Annotated in this window: 11 protein-coding genes; 6 read left to right on the forward strand and 5 right to left on the reverse strand. The window is 62.1% G+C overall.

From position 1 onward, the window contains the following. Positions 1-107 precede the first annotated feature (107 nt). The 4 genes from ACXR0M_RS19985 to ACXR0M_RS20000 all read left to right on the forward strand — a co-directional run bounded on the left by ACXR0M_RS19985 (position 108) and on the right by ACXR0M_RS20000 (position 9501). A complete protein-coding gene (locus ACXR0M_RS19985; protein ID WP_458833494.1) occupies positions 108-2420 on the forward strand; it encodes a YgiQ family radical SAM protein in 2313 nt (770 codons plus the stop codon). Positions 2421-2760: 340 nt separating this feature from the next. Next, on the forward strand, positions 2761-6036 hold the full coding sequence (locus tag ACXR0M_RS19990; protein ID WP_458833495.1) for a transglutaminase family protein: 3276 nt from the start codon (positions 2761-2763) through the stop codon (positions 6034-6036). Between the two features lie 88 nt (positions 6037-6124). Beyond that, a complete protein-coding gene (locus ACXR0M_RS19995; RefSeq protein ID WP_458833496.1) occupies positions 6125-8611 on the forward strand; it encodes a circularly permuted type 2 ATP-grasp protein in 2487 nt (828 codons plus the stop codon). Further along, on the forward strand, positions 8611-9501 hold the full coding sequence (locus ACXR0M_RS20000) for a transglutaminase family protein (protein ID WP_458833497.1): 891 nt from the start codon (positions 8611-8613) through the stop codon (positions 9499-9501). Before ACXR0M_RS19995 ends, ACXR0M_RS20000 begins: the two co-directional genes overlap by 1 nt. A 205-nt stretch (positions 9502-9706) precedes the next feature. Here ACXR0M_RS20000 and ACXR0M_RS20005 read toward each other — a convergent pair whose 3' ends face one another. Both ACXR0M_RS20005 and ACXR0M_RS20010 read right to left on the reverse strand, forming a co-directional pair. Continuing rightward, positions 9707-9892 carry a hypothetical protein gene (locus ACXR0M_RS20005; protein ID WP_458833498.1) on the reverse strand — a complete coding sequence of 62 codons (186 nt, stop codon included), beginning with the start codon at positions 9890-9892 and terminating at the stop codon, positions 9707-9709. Positions 9893-9959: 67 nt separating this feature from the next. Next, positions 9960-10547: an LOG family protein gene (locus tag ACXR0M_RS20010; protein WP_458833499.1), complete on the reverse strand. Its 588-nt coding sequence runs from the start codon at positions 10545-10547 to the stop codon at positions 9960-9962. 340 nt (positions 10548-10887) lie between these two features. Here ACXR0M_RS20010 and azu point away from each other — a divergent pair, with 340 nt between their 5' ends. Beyond that, positions 10888-11331 carry an azurin gene (gene azu / locus ACXR0M_RS20015; protein ID WP_008078296.1) on the forward strand — a complete coding sequence of 148 codons (444 nt, stop codon included), beginning with the start codon at positions 10888-10890 and terminating at the stop codon, positions 11329-11331. Between the two features lie 203 nt (positions 11332-11534). On the opposite strand, the gene nadE is transcribed toward azu, so the two are convergent. From nadE to ACXR0M_RS20030, 3 genes are all read right to left on the reverse strand, one after another. Continuing rightward, positions 11535-12362, reverse strand: a complete 828-nt coding sequence (nadE, locus tag ACXR0M_RS20020) for an ammonia-dependent NAD(+) synthetase (protein WP_458833500.1) — start codon at positions 12360-12362, stop codon at positions 11535-11537. A 4-nt stretch (positions 12363-12366) separates the two neighbouring features. Continuing rightward, a complete protein-coding gene (gene pncB / locus ACXR0M_RS20025; RefSeq protein ID WP_458833501.1) occupies positions 12367-13590 on the reverse strand; it encodes a nicotinate phosphoribosyltransferase in 1224 nt (407 codons plus the stop codon). Between the two features lie 229 nt (positions 13591-13819). Next, the gene (locus ACXR0M_RS20030; RefSeq protein ID WP_458833502.1) at positions 13820-14716 is read right to left on the reverse strand and encodes a LysR family transcriptional regulator; all 897 of its coding nucleotides are present in this window, start codon (positions 14714-14716) and stop codon (positions 13820-13822) included. A gap of 163 nt (positions 14717-14879) precedes the next feature. Here ACXR0M_RS20030 and amaB point away from each other — a divergent pair, with 163 nt between their 5' ends. Then, on the forward strand, positions 14880-16370 hold the full coding sequence (gene amaB, locus ACXR0M_RS20035; protein ID WP_458833503.1) for an L-piperidine-6-carboxylate dehydrogenase: 1491 nt from the start codon (positions 14880-14882) through the stop codon (positions 16368-16370). Positions 16371-16506 lie beyond the last annotated feature (136 nt).

A 16506-nucleotide genomic window follows, 5' to 3' on the forward strand; every position in this document is an offset into this window, starting at 1 on the left:
CCCACAGGGGAATGCGCAATTTCCGACCACAGCCGTCGGAATTGATCAAAATTTGTGCTATATTCCGCGCCCGCGAAATTCAATGAAAGCCAACACCGGTTATCGACATGCAAGCAGCCAAGCCGTTATTTGACTATCCAAAATACTGGGCCGAATGTTTCGGGCCAGCGCCGTTCCTGCCGATGAGCAGGGAGGAGATGGATCAGCTCGGCTGGGATTCCTGCGACATCATCATCGTCACCGGTGATGCGTACGTCGATCACCCGTCGTTCGGCATGGCGATCATCGGCCGGCTGCTGGAGTCGCAAGGCTTCCGCGTCGGGATCATTGCCCAACCGAACTGGCAGTCCAAAGACGACTTCATGAAGCTCGGCGAGCCGAACCTGTTCTTCGGCGTCGCGGCCGGCAACATGGATTCGATGATCAACCGCTACACCGCCGACAAGAAAATCCGCTCCGACGACGCCTACACCCCGGGTGGCATGGCCGGCAAGCGTCCGGATCGCGCAAGCCTGGTCTATAGCCAGCGCTGCAAGGAAGCCTACAAGCACGTGCCGATCGTGCTCGGCGGCATCGAAGCCTCGCTGCGTCGCATCGCCCACTATGACTACTGGCAGGATCGCGTGCGCAATTCGATCCTGATCGACGCCAGCGCCGACATCTTGCTGTACGGCAACGCCGAGCGCGCGATTGTCGAAGTCGCCCAGCGTCTGTCCTACGGGCACAAGATCGAAGACATCACCGATGTGCGCGGCACCGCGTTCATCCGTCGTGACACGCCTGCGGGCTGGTACGAAGTCGACTCAACGCGCATCGACCGTCCGGGCAAGATCGACAAGATCATCAACCCGTACGTCAACACCCAGGACACCCAGGCCTGCGCCATCGAGCAGGAGAAGGGGCCGGTCGAGGATCCGCAGGAAGCCAAGGTCGTGCAGATCCTGGCCAGCCCGAAGATGACCCGCGACAAGACCGTGATCCGCCTGCCGTCGATGGAAAAGGTGCGTAACGACCCGGTTCTGTACGCTCACGCCAACCGCGTGCTGCACCTGGAAACCAATCCGGGCAACGCCCGCGCGCTGGTGCAAAAGCACGGCGAAATCGACGTCTGGTTCAACCCGCCGCCGATTCCGATGACCACTGAAGAAATGGACTACGTGTTCGGCATGCCTTACGCACGGGTTCCGCACCCGGCGTACGGCAAGGAGAAGATCCCGGCCTACGACATGATCCGTTTCTCGGTGAACATCATGCGTGGCTGCTTCGGCGGCTGCACCTTCTGCTCAATCACCGAGCACGAAGGCCGGATCATCCAGAACCGTTCCGAAGAGTCGATCATTCGCGAAATCGAAGAGATCCGCGACAAGGTTCCGGGTTTCACCGGGGTCATTTCCGACCTCGGCGGCCCGACCGCGAACATGTACCGCATCGCCTGCAAGACGCCGGAAATCGAATCGGCGTGCCGCAAGCCTTCGTGCGTGTTCCCCGGCATCTGCCCGAACCTGAACACCGACCACTCGTCGCTGATTCAGCTGTATCGCAGCGCCCGTGCCTTGCCGGGCGTGAAGAAGATCCTGATCGCCTCCGGCCTGCGTTACGACCTCGCGGTCGAGTCGCCGGAGTACGTCAAGGAACTGGTGACCCACCACGTCGGTGGCTACCTGAAGATCGCCCCGGAACACACCGAGGAAGGTCCGCTCAACCAGATGATGAAGCCGGGGATCGGCACCTACGATCGCTTCAAGCGCATGTTCGAAAAGTACACCAAGGAAGCAGGGAAAGAGCAGTACCTGATTCCGTACTTTATCGCCGCGCACCCGGGCACCACCGACGAAGACATGATGAACCTTGCGCTATGGCTCAAAGGCAACGGTTTCCGTGCCGACCAGGTGCAGGCGTTCTACCCGTCGCCGATGGCCACCGCCACCGCGATGTACCACTCGGGCAAGAACCCGCTGCGCAAGGTCACCTACAAGAGCGACGGCGTGACCATCGTCAAGAGCGAGGAGCAGCGCCGTCTGCATAAAGCGTTCCTGCGTTATCACGACCCGAAAGGCTGGCCGATGCTGCGTGAAGCGCTGATCCGCATGGGCCGCGCCGACCTGATCGGGCCGGGCAAGCACCAGTTGATCCCGCAGCACCAGCCGGCCACTGACAGCTACCAGAGCGCCCGTCGCAAGAACTCGACGCCGGCCGGCAGCCACAAGGTCGCGAAAGAGGGCAAGGAGAAAACCACCAAGATCCTCACCCAGCACAACGGCTTGCCGCCGCGCGCCAGTGACGGTGGCAATCCCTGGGACAAGCGTGAGCAAGCCAAGGCCGCGGCGTTCGCCCGCAACCAGCAGGCCGCCAAAGAGCGCAAGGATGCCGCCAAAGGCAAAGGGCCGAAGCCGGCTCGCAAGCCGGTGGTACCGCGCTAAGTTGCTTTTTAGTTGAACAGAACGCCAACCTTCGGGTTGGCGTTTTGCATTTCAGGGTTCAGGAGGTGCGCTGAATCGACTGGCCCCTTCGCGAGCAAGCCCGCTCCCACATTTGGAATGCGGTCTCCTGTGGGAGCGGGCTTGCTCGCGAAATCGCCGGATCAGGCGCCCCCGGAAACAACCGTCCGCCACATTTAGGCGCAACTTGCCTCAGCCATTTCTCCGCATCGCCCGATTTTGGTGCTGTACTGCCCTGAGCATTCCGGGAAAACGCGCAAGCCTGTGCATGGCATAAGTCTTGCGCGCTTTCGAATACGCTTAGGCTCGCAGGAGGCACGCCGTGTCGATTCATGTCGCATTGCATCACGTCACGCATTACCGCTACGACCGCGCGGTCGAACTCGGCCCGCAGATCGTTCGCCTGCGCCCGGCTGCCCACAGCCGCACGCGGATTCTGTCGTATGCGCTGAAAGTCTCGCCGCAGCAGCATTTCATCAACTGGCAGCAGGACCCGCAGGGCAACTATCTGGCGCGGCTGGTGTTCCCGGAGAAAACCGACGAGCTGCGCATCGAAGTCGATCTGCTGGCCGAGATGGCGGTGTTTAATCCGTTCGACTTTTTCCTCGAACCCTACGCCGAGAAAATCCCCTTCACCTATGCCGCCGACGAGCGCAAGGAGCTGGCGCCGTACCTCGAAACCCTGCCGCTGACCCCGGCCTTCAAAGCCTATCTCGATGCCATCGACCGCACGCCGCTGCCTGCGGTGGATTTCCTGGTGATGCTCAATCAGCGCCTCAGTGAAGACATCCGCTACCTGATCCGCATGGAGCCAGGGGTGCAAACCCCGGAACATACCCTTGAACACGCCTCCGGCTCGTGCCGCGATTCGGCGTGGCTGCTGGTGCAGTTGCTGCGCAATCTCGGGTTGGCGGCGCGGTTTGTTTCCGGTTACCTGATTCAACTTACCGCTGATGTGAAAAGCCTCGACGGTCCGTCCGGCACCGATGTCGACTTCACCGATCTGCACGCCTGGTGCGAGGTGTACCTGCCGGGCGCTGGCTGGATCGGTCTGGATGCCACTTCCGGACTGTTCGCCGGTGAAGGGCATATCCCGTTGGCCTGCAGTCCCGATCCGTCCTCGGCGGCACCGATCAGTGGTCTGGTCGAACCTTGCGAGTGCCAGTTCAGCCACGAGATGTCGGTCGAGCGGATCTGGGAAGCGCCGCGGGTCACCAAGCCCTACACCGACGAACAGTGGCTGGCGATTCAGGCGCTGGGCCGGCAGATCGACACCGATCTGCTGGAGGGCGATGTGCGCCTGACCATGGGTGGCGAACCGACCTTCGTGTCCATCGACGACCCGGACGGCGCCGAATGGAACACCGCCGCGCTAGGCCCGGACAAGCGCCGACTGTCCGCCGAACTGTTCCAGCGCATGCGCAAGCACTACGCGCCTAATGGTCTGGTGCATTTTGGGCAGGGCAAGTGGTACCCAGGCGAGCAACTGCCGCGCTGGTCGCTCAACTGTTATTGGCGCCGCGACGGCGTGCCGATCTGGCACAACAACGCGCTGATCGCCGACGAGCAGCAGGACTACGGCGCCGACGGCGAACTGGCCGGGCGCTTTCTGGCGAGTGTCGCCGAGCGTCTGAAACTGCCCGCACGTTTTGTGTTTCCGGCCTACGAAGACAACTTCTACTACCTCTGGCGTGAGGGCGCGCTGCCGAGCAATGTCAGCGCGGAAGACTCGCGGCTGGAAGAGCCACTGGAGCGCGCGCGTCTGCGCAAAGTCTTCAGTCAGGGCCTGGATAAAGTGATCGGCCAGGTGTTGCCGCTGGCGCGCACCGCCAAGGGCGATCAATGGCAGAGCGGGCGCTGGTACCTGCGCGACGAGCATTGCCGGCTGGTCCCGGGGGATTCGCCGCTGGGTTATCGCTTGCCGCTCGGGTCGCAGCCGTGGGTGAAGGCGGCGGAGTATCCGTTCATTCACCCCAACGATCCGAATCAGGATTTCCCGCCGCTACCGGATGCCGCGCAGCTCAACAGCCATGGCCAGCCTGCCGCGGCCGATGAGCGCGCGCCTGCAATTGACGAGTCCGCCGACTGGCTGACCCGCACTGCGTTCTGCGCCGAGGCGCGCGAGGGGCGGTTGTATCTGTTCATGCCGCCGCTGGAGCGGGTCGAGGATTATCTGGAGCTGGTGGCCGCCATCGAAGCCACTGCCGAAGAGCTGCATTGCCCTGTGCTGCTGGAAGGGTATGAGCCGCCGAGTGATCCGCGCCTGAGCAACTTCCGCATCACCCCGGACCCAGGTGTGATCGAGGTCAACGTACAGCCGTCCGCGACTTGGGACGAACTGGTCGAGCGCACCGAGTTTCTCTATGAAGAGGCGCGGCAAACCCGCCTCGCCACGGAAAAATTCATGATCGACGGGCGCCACACCGGCACTGGCGGTGGCAACCACTTTGTCCTCGGCGGCGCGACCCCGGCGGATTCGCCGTTCCTGCGCCGTCCCGATCTGCTGCGCAGTCTGATCAGCTACTGGCACAACCACCCGTCGTTGTCCTACCTGTTTTCCGGCCTGTTCATCGGCCCGACTTCCCAGGCGCCCCGGGTTGACGAGGCGCGCAACGACGCCTTGTACGAGCTGGAAATCGCCTTTGCGCAGATGCCGCAAGTGGGCGAAGAATGTCCGCCGTGGCTGGTGGATCGCTTGCTGCGCAACTTGCTGATCGACGTCACCGGCAACACTCACCGCGCCGAATTCTGCATCGACAAACTGTATTCACCGGACGGCGCCACCGGGCGCCTCGGTCTGCTTGAACTGCGTGCGTTTGAAATGCCACCGCATGCGCGCATGAGTCTGGCCCAGCAGTTGCTGCTGCGCGCACTGGTTGCGCGGTTCTGGCGCGAGCCGTATGCGCCGCCGAAACTGGCGCGCTGGGGCACTGAACTGCACGATCGTTTCATGCTGCCGCACTTTATCGAGCAGGATTTTGCCGACGTCATCGTCGAACTCAACAACGCCGGTTATCCGTTGCGTGCCGAGTGGTTCGCCGCGCATCTGGAGTTTCGTTTCCCCAAGGTCGGCGATTACGCGGTCAATGGCATCGAACTGGAGCTGCGTCAGGCGCTGGAGCCCTGGCATGTATTGGGCGAGGAGGGCACAGCGGGGGGCACGGTGCGCTATGTCGATTCGTCGCTGGAGCGTTTGCAGATCAAACTCAACGGGCTGCCGCCGCAGCGTTACCTGCTGACTTGCAACGGCGTCCCGGTGCCGCTGCAGCCGACCGGACGTGTCGGCGAGTTCGTTGCTGGCGTGCGCTTTCGCGCCTGGCAGCCGGCCAATTGTCTGCAACCGACCATCCCGGTGCACGCGCCGCTGGTATTTGATGTGCTCGACACCTGGATGCAACGCTCGCTGGGCGGCTGTCAGTACCACGTGGCGCATCCGGGCGGGCGCAACTACGAGACGCTGCCGGTCAACGCCAACGAAGCGGAGAGCCGGCGCATGGCGCGGTTTTTCCGCATCGGACACACGCCGGGGAAACTTCCGATACCCGACCTGGCCATCTCCGACGAGTTGCCGATGACTCTCGATTTGCGACGTTTCTAAAGCCTACGCGACACGCGGATTTTTCGTCTATCCGCGCGTCATCTGCCTGCGTTAGTCTGACCGTTCCTTGCTGTCCGCCGAGCTTTCCATGCCTGACCTGCTAGACCGCTACCCGCGCACCGCGGGCACTTATCACGAACTGCTGGATGACAGCGGGGACGTGCGCGCGCACTGGCGGCGGCTGTTCGACCAGTTGCAGCGCAGCAGCCCGGCGCAACTGGTGCAGCGTCAGGCCTTGCTGGCGCGGCAGATTCAGGAAAACGGCGTTACCTATAACGTCTATGCCGACCCCAAGGGCGCCGACCGGCCGTGGGAGCTGGATCTGCTGCCGCACGTGATCGCCGCTGATGAGTGGCAGCACCTGTCAGCCGGGATTGCCCAGCGCGCGCGTCTGCTCAATGCAGTGCTGGCCGATCTGTATGGCCCGCAGCACTTGATCCGCGAAGGATTGTTGCCGGCGGAACTGGTGTTCGGGCACAACAATTTTCTCTGGCCGTGTCAGGGCATTGCGCCGCCGGAACAGGCTTTTCTGCATCTATACGCGGTGGATCTGGCGCGCACGCCGGATGGCCGCTGGTGGGTGACGGCGGATCGTACTCAGGCGCCCTCCGGCGCCGGTTATGCGCTGGAAAACCGCACCATCGTCTCCCGCGCCTTTCCCGAGCTGTACCGGGATCTGAAAGTGCAGCATCTGGCCGGCTTCTTCCGCACCCTGCAGGAAACCCTTGCGCGCCAGGCTCCGTGTGACGACGACGCGCCGCTGGTGGTGTTGCTCACGCCGGGGCGCTTCAACGAAAGCTATTTCGAACACCTGTATCTGGCGCGCCAGCTCGGTTATCCACTGGTGGAGGGCGGCGATCTGACCGTGCGCGACGCCACGGTGTATCTGAAAACCCTCAGTGGCCTGCGCCGGGTGCACGCGATCATGCGTCGGCTCGACGATGACTTCTGCGATCCGCTGGAGCTGCGTACCGACTCGGCACTTGGTGTGCCGGGCCTGCTGGAGGCGGTGCGCCAGGGCCGGGTGCTGGTGGCCAATGCCTTGGGCAGCGGCGTGCTGGAATCGCCCGGGTTGCTCGGGTTTCTGCCGAAGATCAACCAATACCTGTTCGGCGAAGAACTGCTTCTGCCATCCATCGCCACCTGGTGGTGCGGCGAGGCGCCGGTGCTGGCGCAGGCGCTGGAGAAACTTCCGGAGCTGCTGATCAAACCGGCGTTCCCTTCACAGAGTTTTGCCCCGGTGTTTGGCCGGGATCTGAATGAGCAGCAGCGTCAGGCGCTCGCCGAACGCATGCAGGCGCGGCCTTATGCCTACGTGGCGCAGGAACTGGCGCAGCTGTCCCAGGCGCCGATCTGGCAAGCCGAGGACGGCCAGCTGCAACCTCGGGCCATCGGCATGCGCATGTACGCCGTGGCCAGTCGCGAGGGCTATCGGGTGCTCCCCGGCGGCCTGACCCGGGTCGCCGCCGAGGCTGATGCAGAAGTGGTGTCGATGCAGCGTGGCGGGGCGAGCAAGGACACCTGGGTGCTGGGTGAGCGCCCGCCGAGCGGCGAACAGTGGAAAACCCAGCGCAATCTGGGTGTGCACGATCTGGTGCGCCGCGACCCGTACCTGCCGTCGCGGGTGGTGGAGAACCTGTTCTGGTTCGGCCGCTATTGCGAGCGTTGCGATGACAGTGCGCGATTGCTGCGGATCATGCTCGCGCGTTATGTCGACGGTGACGACCCGCAAGCGCTGCAAGCGGCGGTCGAGCTGGGCGAACGGCTGATGCTGCTGCCGGAGGAGGGCGAACTGCCGGAGCGTCTGCTGGCGGCGTTGCTCGGCGAGGACTGGTCGTTCAGTCTGCGCTCCAACCTGCAGCGCTTGCAGTGGGCGGCCTCGCAGGTGCGCGGCAAGCTCTCGCGGGAGAACTGGCAGGCCCTGGTGGAGTTGCAACGCGAAGCTATGGAGCTGGACACCGACGAACCGGACTTCGGCGAACTGCTGGATTTCCTCAACCGTCTGGTGATGTCGCTGGCGGCGCTGTCCGGGTTTGCCCTGGACGACATGACCCGCGACGAAGGCTGGCGTTTCCTGATGATTGGCCGGCGCATCGAGCGTCTGCAGTTTCTCAGCAGCAGTCTCGCGGCGTTCCTGCGTGGTAGCGCCGCGTTCGACCAGGCGGGGCTGGAGTGGCTGCTGGAGCTGGGCAACAGCAGCATCACCTACCGTTCGCGCTATCTGGCGGTGGCGCAGTTGATCCCGGTGCTCGACTTGTTGCTGCTCGACGAGCAGAACCCGCATGCGGTGTTGTTCCAGTTGAAACTGGTGACCCGCACGCTGAAGCGTTTGAACGATGATTTCGCGGTGCCCCGTGAGGCGGCATTGCCACAACTGGTCGAGCGTCTGGCGCACTTTGATCTGGGCTGCCTGGAGAATTCGCTGTTCGGCGAGTCCAGCGTGCGCGCCGCACTCGATGGTCTGGCAGACCTGCTGCAAGAGATCGCCGAGGCCAGCGGGCACGTCTCGGATCGCCTGGCCCTGCGCCACTTTGCCCATGTCGATGATGTCAGCCAGCGCACGGTGTCCGTCTGATGAACGCGCATTACCAGATCTTCCACGACACTTGTTATCACTACGACAGCCCGGTGTCGCTGGCGCAGCAATTGGCGCACCTGTGGCCCCGTGAGTGCTCCTGGCAGCGCTGCACCGAACAGCAATTGCTGATCAGTCCGGAGCCGACCAGTCGGCGTGACGAGCTCGATGTATTCGGCAATCCGCTGACCCGGCTGGCCTTCGAGCGACCGCACGACGAGTTGCAGGTCAACGCCCGGCTCAGCGTTGAAGTACTGGCGCGACCGCTGGCGGACTTCAGTCTGTCGCCGGCGTGGGAGCAGACGCGAAATGCGCTGAGCTACAGCAGCCAGCCGTTGTCGGCCGAGATGCTTGAAGCCTGTCGATATCGCTTCCAGTCACCCTACGTGTACCTGAAGCGCAGCTTCGTCGAGTTCTCCGAAAGCTGCTTCCCGCCGGGACGTCCCTTGATGCTCGGCGTGCAGGCCTTGATGCAGAAGATTTTCAGCGAGTTCACCTTCGATGCCGAAGCCACGCAAGTGGCGACGCCGCTGGTGGAAGTGCTGGAGCGCCGGCGCGGCGTGTGTCAGGACTTCGCGCATTTGATGCTCGCGTGTGTGCGTTCGAGAGGGCTGGCGGCGCGGTACATTAGCGGTTATCTGCTGACCCAGCCGCCACCGGGCCAGCCACGGCTGATCGGCGCCGACGCGTCACACGCCTGGGTCTCGGTGTTCTGTCCGGTGTCGGGCTGGGTGGATTTCGATCCGACCAACAATGTGCAACCGGCGCTGGAGCACATTACTTTGGCGTGGGGGCGGGACTTCTCCGATGTGTCGCCGTTGCGCGGGGTGATCCTCGGCGGCGGCAATCATGACCCGGAAGTGCGCGTCACCGTAATGCCACTGGAGTAACGCACCGGCCATGTGGGAGCGAGCTTGCTCGCGAAAGCATTCTGTCAGTAACAGATTCATCGCTGACACGCCGCTTTCGCGAGCAAGCTCGCTCCCACAAGGGAAATTGGGTATCCGGAAAACGGGAGTTGGAGGGCCGGCAGTAAAACCGCCAGCCCCGTCACAAATCCGCAGGGTCTGATTCGATGATCAAACCCGGTGGGGCTCAGGCGTCGGGCGCCTGATCTTTCGGTGCATCAACATCAACATCGTCGTCAGTCGCCACTTCACCGTCAGGGTTCAGTGCCGCGTCTTCAGCCATCTGTTTCTTGCGCTGAAGCTTTTCCTCTTTCTTCTGCTCCTTTGCCAGGTCTCGTTGACGTTTGGCGAAGGAGTAATTGGGTTTGGCCATGGGCGTTCCTCTTGGTCGAAGGTGAGGTTGAGCGGCGCGTATTCTGCCCTGTATCGGTGCCCGGTGGTTAGCCGGGATTTTGCCCGACCCACTTGGGGGTGACGGTCGGCTGCCACTGATCGAGGGCATCAAGCAGGGTTTGTGGCGATTCGCTTACTTGCAGCATGTCACGGTGTGGCGCGCGAACGAAGCCTTCGCCGACGATATGGTCAAGAAAAGCCGTGAGCTTGCTGTAGAAACCATTCACTTCCAGCAGCCCGAGCGGCTTGCCGTGGTAGCCGAGCTGGCCCCAGGTCCAGACTTCGAACAGCTCTTCCAGCGTGCCGAGGCCGCCGGGCAACGCGATGAACGCATCGCTGAGTTCGGCCATACGCGCCTTGCGTGCGTGCATGCCGTCGACCACTTCGAGGCGGGTCAGGCTTTTGTGGCCGATTTCCTTGTCCATCAGGCTCTGCGGAATGATCCCGATCACTTCACCGCCAGCGGCCAGTGCGGCGTCGGCGACCAGCCCCATCAGCCCCACCGCGCCGCCGCCATACACCAGCGTCAGCTGACGCTCGGCCAGCGCCCGGCCAAGGGCCTGAGCGGCCTCGGTGTAAGCGGGGTTGGTGCCGGCGTTGGCACCGCAAAATACACAAACGGATTTGAGAGACATGCCTTCCTCCTGGGTCAATCGGTCACAGGGTAATGGCTGGCACGCCTCGATCCAAGGGCTAGACTTCGCGTTCCGGCGATTCAAAGGTACCGCTGGCGCCACAGGCGTAGGCGGCGAGCAAACTGCACAACAGACCGTTAAAGAACATGACAGACACTCCGTCTCAGTAGATGCGCCGATCATAGGGCTGGGCGGAGAATCTGGCCGTTAGATTGTTTCGATGAGTGTCATAGCCTGAAAGTTGTATACAATTTTTGACTCAAGTCATAGGAACTTGCGAAGATTTCAGGCAGTCTTCCAACCACTCGTGTTTTTGTTAACCCTGCCTTGGAGATTCACCATGTTTTCCAAAGTTGTTGCGGTATCCCTGCTGGCACTGGCCAGCAGCCAATTGATGGCCGCCGAATGCAAAACCACCGTTGACTCCACCGACCAGATGTCCTTCAACACCAAGGAAATCGTGATCGACAAGAGCTGCAAGACCTTCACCGTCGAACTGACCCACTCCGGCAGCCTGCCGAAGAATGTCATGGGGCATAACCTGGTGATCAGCAAAGAAGCTGACATGCAGCCAATCGCTACCGCTGGCCTGGCCGCCGGTATCGACAAGAACTACCTGCCGGAAGGTGACGCGCGGATCATCGCTCACACCAAGATCATCGGCGCCAAGGAAACTGACTCGCTGACCTTCGACGTGGCAAAGATTGCAGACGGCGGCTACGGCTTCTTCTGCTCGTTCCCGGGCCACATCTCGATGATGAAAGGCACTATTACTGTCAAGTAAGCCGGGCCACCGCGTCATCGTTCTTCGCGGGCAAGCCACGCTCCCACAGGTTTTGTGTCGGTCACCTATTACGTGAACAACCGGGACACTGTGGGAGCGGGCTTGCCCGCGAAGAGGCCCGCAGCATCGGTAAAGTTGCAAGCCAAAGAAAAGCCCGCTGAGGATCACTCCTCAGCGGGCTTTTTCATTCCATCACCGGTCGATCAAGGCGCAAACGGCATGACGCGCTTGTGATGGGTCTTGTTGTAGGTGTTGACGATGATGTCGAACGCTTCCTGGCGCACCGGCTCGCCGTGCAGGAAGGCGTCGATCTCGGCGTAGGTCACACCGTGGGAGGCTTCATCCGGTTTGCCCGGCGACAGGTCTTCCAGATCCGCCGTCGGCACTTTCTCCACCAGCGACTCCGGCGCACCGAAGCTGCGGGCGATTGCCCGAACCTGGTTTTTCACCAGACCGCTGAGCGGGGCGAGGTCGCAGGCGCCATCACCGAACTTGGTGAAGAAACCCATGACCGCTTCCGCCGCGTGGTCGGTGCCGATCACCAGACCGTGAGCGGCGCCGGCGATGGTGTACTGGGCGACCATGCGCATCCGCGCCTTGGTGTTGCCGAGCACGAAATCCACCGACACCGCGTGCTTGCCCTCGAACGCCGCGACTTCACTGGCCAGCGCCTTCACCGCCGGGCCGATGTTGACGGTGTGGCGCTCGTCCGGGGCGATGAAGTCCACCGAGGCCTGGGCGTCGTGTTCATCGAACTGCGTTTCGTACGGCAGGCGCACGGCGATGAACTTGTAGCTGCTGTCGCCGGTGCGCTCGCGCAGTTCGCGCATGGCGCGCTGGGCGAGGAGGCCGGCGGTCAGCGAGTCGACACCGCCGCTGATGCCCAGCACCAGGGTCTTGAGCCCGGAATTGACCAGGCAATCCTGAATAAAGGTAATGCGCCGGGCGACTTCGGCCTGCAGGGCCTCGTAGTTCGCGAACGGCGGCTGCACTTTGAGCTGTTCAGCAATCTCACGCTGTACGGCTTGCATGAATTCACTCCTTGCTAGATAGGCTGGAAACGGCAGGAACCTGGAACACGTGTCGCAAATAGGCGACGAAATTCGGGTCTTTACAGTGCGTCTTGCCTGGCTCGTCGGAGACTTTCGCAACCGGCTGGCCGTTGCAGGCGGTCATTTTAAGCACGATGCTCATCGGTTCGACACCCGGAATGTCACAGGTCAGGTTGGTGCCGATACCAAAGCTCACATTGATCCGACCGTGCAGCGCGCGGAAAATCTCCAGCGATTTGGGCAGGGTCAGGCTGTCGGAGAACACCAGGGTCTTGCTCATCGGGTCGATGCCGAGCTTGTGGTAGTGGGCGATGCATTTTTCGCCCCACTGCACCGGATCCCCGGAATCGTGGCGCAGACCGTCAAAGAGCTTGGCGAAGAACAGGTCGAAGTCGCCGAGGAACGCGTCGGTGGTGATGCAATCGGTCAGCGCGATGCCGAGCAGGCCACGGTATTCGCGCACCCAGCAATCGAGGGCAGCGATCTGGCTGTCGATCAGCCGCGGACCGAGTTGCTGATGGGCCATGATCCATTCGTGAGCCATGGTGCCCAGCGGTTTCATGTCCAGCTCGCGGGACAGGTGCACGTTGCTGGTGCCGACGAAGCGTCCGGGGAAATCGTGCTTGAGCACGTTCACCACTTCTTCTTGCACACGGTAGGAAAAGCGCCGGCGGGTGCCGAAGTCGGCGACCTGCAACTGCGCCAGTTCGTCGGCCGAGGCGTTGGCGGTCAGCCAGTCGAACTTGCGATACAGCTGTTCACGCGCCTGCACCAGTTCGATTTCCCGGTAGCGATAGCGGTTGCGCACTTCGCTGACGATCGCCAGCAGCGGCACTTCGTACAGGATCACATGCAGCCACGGCCCACGCAGACGGATGAACAGCTCGCCGTTCTCGATCCCGGTGTGCAGATAGCGCAGGTTGAAGCGGAACAGGCCGAGAAAACGCAGGAAGTCCGGTTTGAGGAAGCTGATGCGCTCGAGAAAACTCAACTGATCAGCGCTCAGGCTCAGCTCGGCCAGACGTTCGATCTGGTAGCGGATCTCGGCCAGATACGGGCGCAGATCCTCGCTGTTGCGGCAACGGAACTCCCATTCGACTTCGACGTTGGGGTAGTTGTGCAGCACCGCCTGCATCATCGTCAGTTTGTAGAAGTCGGTGTCGAGCAGGTTCTGCACGATGCGATCGGCAAACACACTCTCGCTCATAAACGGGTTCTCCAGGTGCACCGCGCGGGGCGCGGTATCAATCAATGGCGCTAGTGGCGCATATCAGTGGTGGGGATTGCCAGCAATTTCTGAGAACGCATCAGATCCTTGTGGGAGCGGGCTTGCTCGCGAAGGCGTTCTGTCAGTCGATTCAAAAGTCGCTGAAACACCGCTTTCGCGAGCAAGCCCGCTCCCACAGGATTATGGATAACTCTGCATTGGCGTCAGGTCAGGGACTGTCGATCTGTTCCAGCATCCATTTGACGAAATCGCGCACCTTCGGCACTTCCGCCGCATGCTCCGGGTAGGCCAGGTAATAGGCGTCGGAACTGGGCATTGCATGCTGCCAGGGAATGACCAGTTTGCCGTCGGCCAATTCCTCCTCCACCAGAAAACGCGGCAAGAGCGCCACACCACAGCCGACCTGGGCGGCGCGGATGCACATATAAAAGGTTTCGAAACGCGGCCCGTGGTAGCTGTGTTCGGTGTGGTAGCCCTGACTGTCGAACCAGTCGTGCCACGCCTGTGGGCGCGAGGCATTTTGCAGCAGCACCAGATCAGTGAGTTGCGTCGGATCAGTGAACGGCTGGTCCGGCAGACTGCCTGGCGCGCAGACCGGCACCAGTTCCTCGCCGAACAGCTTCAGGCATTCGGTGCCGGGCCGCGAACCCTGGCCGAAATAGAACGCCAGATCGCTGCGCCCTTGCAGCAGATCGTCGGCTTCCTGCTCGTTGCACAGATCGAGGTGGATCGACGGATGGCGCAAGCGCCAGCCTTTCAGGCGCGGCACCAGCCAGCGGGCGCCGAAGGTTGAAGGCGTAGAGACGCGCAAGACTTCGGTCTCGCCGCCGTAGGAACGCAGGTAATGCGTGGACATTTCCACTTGGGTGAGGATTTTTCTGACTTCCACCAGATACAAATCTCCGGCCGGGGTCATCTGCAAACGACGACGCACCCGACGGAACAACAGGTGCTGGAGCAATTCTTCCAGCTGCGCCACTTGTTTGCTGACAGCGCTCTGGGTCAGGTTCAGCTCCTCGGCGGCCCGGGTGAAACTCAGGTGCCGGGTGACGGCCTCGAAGCACTGCAGCGCGGTGATCGATGGCAAGTGGCGTTTATTCAGCATGGGTGGTCCTTTTCTTGTCTTTCTCTGCGCAGCATGAATAAACGGAATGATATCTCGCGTAAAGGTCGTTTGTTGCCTTGCCTGACTGACGCTACAACTAAAGGCCTGCCCGGTCGTGAACATTCGGCCGCACACATTCAGTTTTTCGCTTGAGGAGTGACCCATGGTTGCCGCATTGCTTGATCGTCTTGGTGTGAACCCGGCCCTGTACCAGAACGGCAAAGTGCCGGTGCATTCGCCCATTGATGGCAGCCGCATCGCCGCGGTGAACTGGGAAGGTCCGGCTGAAGTCGAGCAGCACATCAGTCGCGCCGATCATGCGTTCGAAGCCTGGCGCAAGGTTCCGGCCCCGCGTCGCGGTGAGCTGGTGCGCCAGTTCGGCGAAGTGTTGCGCGAGTACAAGGCCGATCTCGGCGAGCTGGTGTCGTGGGAAGCTGGCAAAATCACCCAGGAAGGTCTGGGCGAAGTGCAGGAGATGATCGACATCTGCGACTTCGCGGTCGGCCTGTCGCGTCAGTTGTACGGTTTGACCATCGCCTCGGAGCGCCCGGGTCACCACATGCGCGAAACTTGGCATCCGCTGGGCGTTGTCGGCGTGATCAGTGCGTTCAACTTCCCGGTTGCGGTGTGGGCGTGGAACACTACCCTGGCGCTGGTCTGCGGCAACCCGGTGGTGTGGAAACCGTCGGAAAAGACCCCGCTGACCGCGCTGGCCTGCCAGGCGCTCTTTGAGCGCGTGGTGAAAAACTTCACTGATGCCCCGGCGCACCTGTGCCAGGTGATCATTGGTGGCCGCGATGCCGGCGAAGCGCTGGTGGATGACCCGCGCGTGGCGCTGATCAGCGCCACCGGCAGCACCCGCATGGGCCGCGAAGTGGCGCCGAAAGTCGCCGCGCGCTTTGCCCGTAGCATTCTTGAACTGGGCGGCAATAACGCGATGATCCTTGGTCCGAGCGCCGATCTGGACATGGCCGTGCGCGCCATTCTGTTCAGTGCCGTCGGCACTGCCGGGCAGCGTTGCACCACCTTGCGCCGCTTGATCGCCCATGAGTCGGTGAAGGATGAAATCGTCACCCGCCTCAAGGCCGCATACGCCAAAGTGCGCATTGGCCATCCGCTGGAAGGCAATCTGGTCGGCCCACTGATCGACAAGCACAGCTTCGAAAACATGCAGGATGCGCTGGAGCAGGCGCTGAGCGAAGGTGGCCGGGTGTTTGGCGGCAAGCGTCAGCTTGAGGAGCAGTTCCCCAACGCCTACTACGTGTCGCCGGCGATTGTGGAAATGCCAGAGCAGAGCGATGTGGTCTGCAGCGAAACCTTCGCCCCGATCCTTTATGTGGTCGGTTACAGCGACTTCCAGGAAGCGCTGCGCCTGAACAATGCGGTGCCGCAAGGCCTGTCGTCGTGCATCTTCACCACTGACGTGCGCGAGGCCGAGCAGTTCATGTCGGCGGTCGGCAGCGACTGCGGCATCGCCAACGTCAACATCGGCCCGAGCGGCGCGGAAATCGGCGGCGCGTTTGGTGGCGAGAAAGAAACCGGCGGCGGTCGCGAGTCGGGCTCCGACGCCTGGCGCGCCTACATGCGGCGACAGACCAACACCGTGAACTACTCGCTGGAGTTGCCGCTGGCGCAGGGCATCACCTTCGACTGATCCCTTCGGTCTAGTGGAGATGCCCTTGTGGGAGCGGGCTTGCTCGCGAATGCGTCAGGTCAGTTGATATAGATGTTGGCTGAAACACCGCTTTCGCGAGCAAGCCCGCTCCCACAGGATCAGCATTGTGTTTGGC

The sequence above is a fragment of the Pseudomonas sp. Eth.TT006 genome (genome assembly GCF_054456575.1).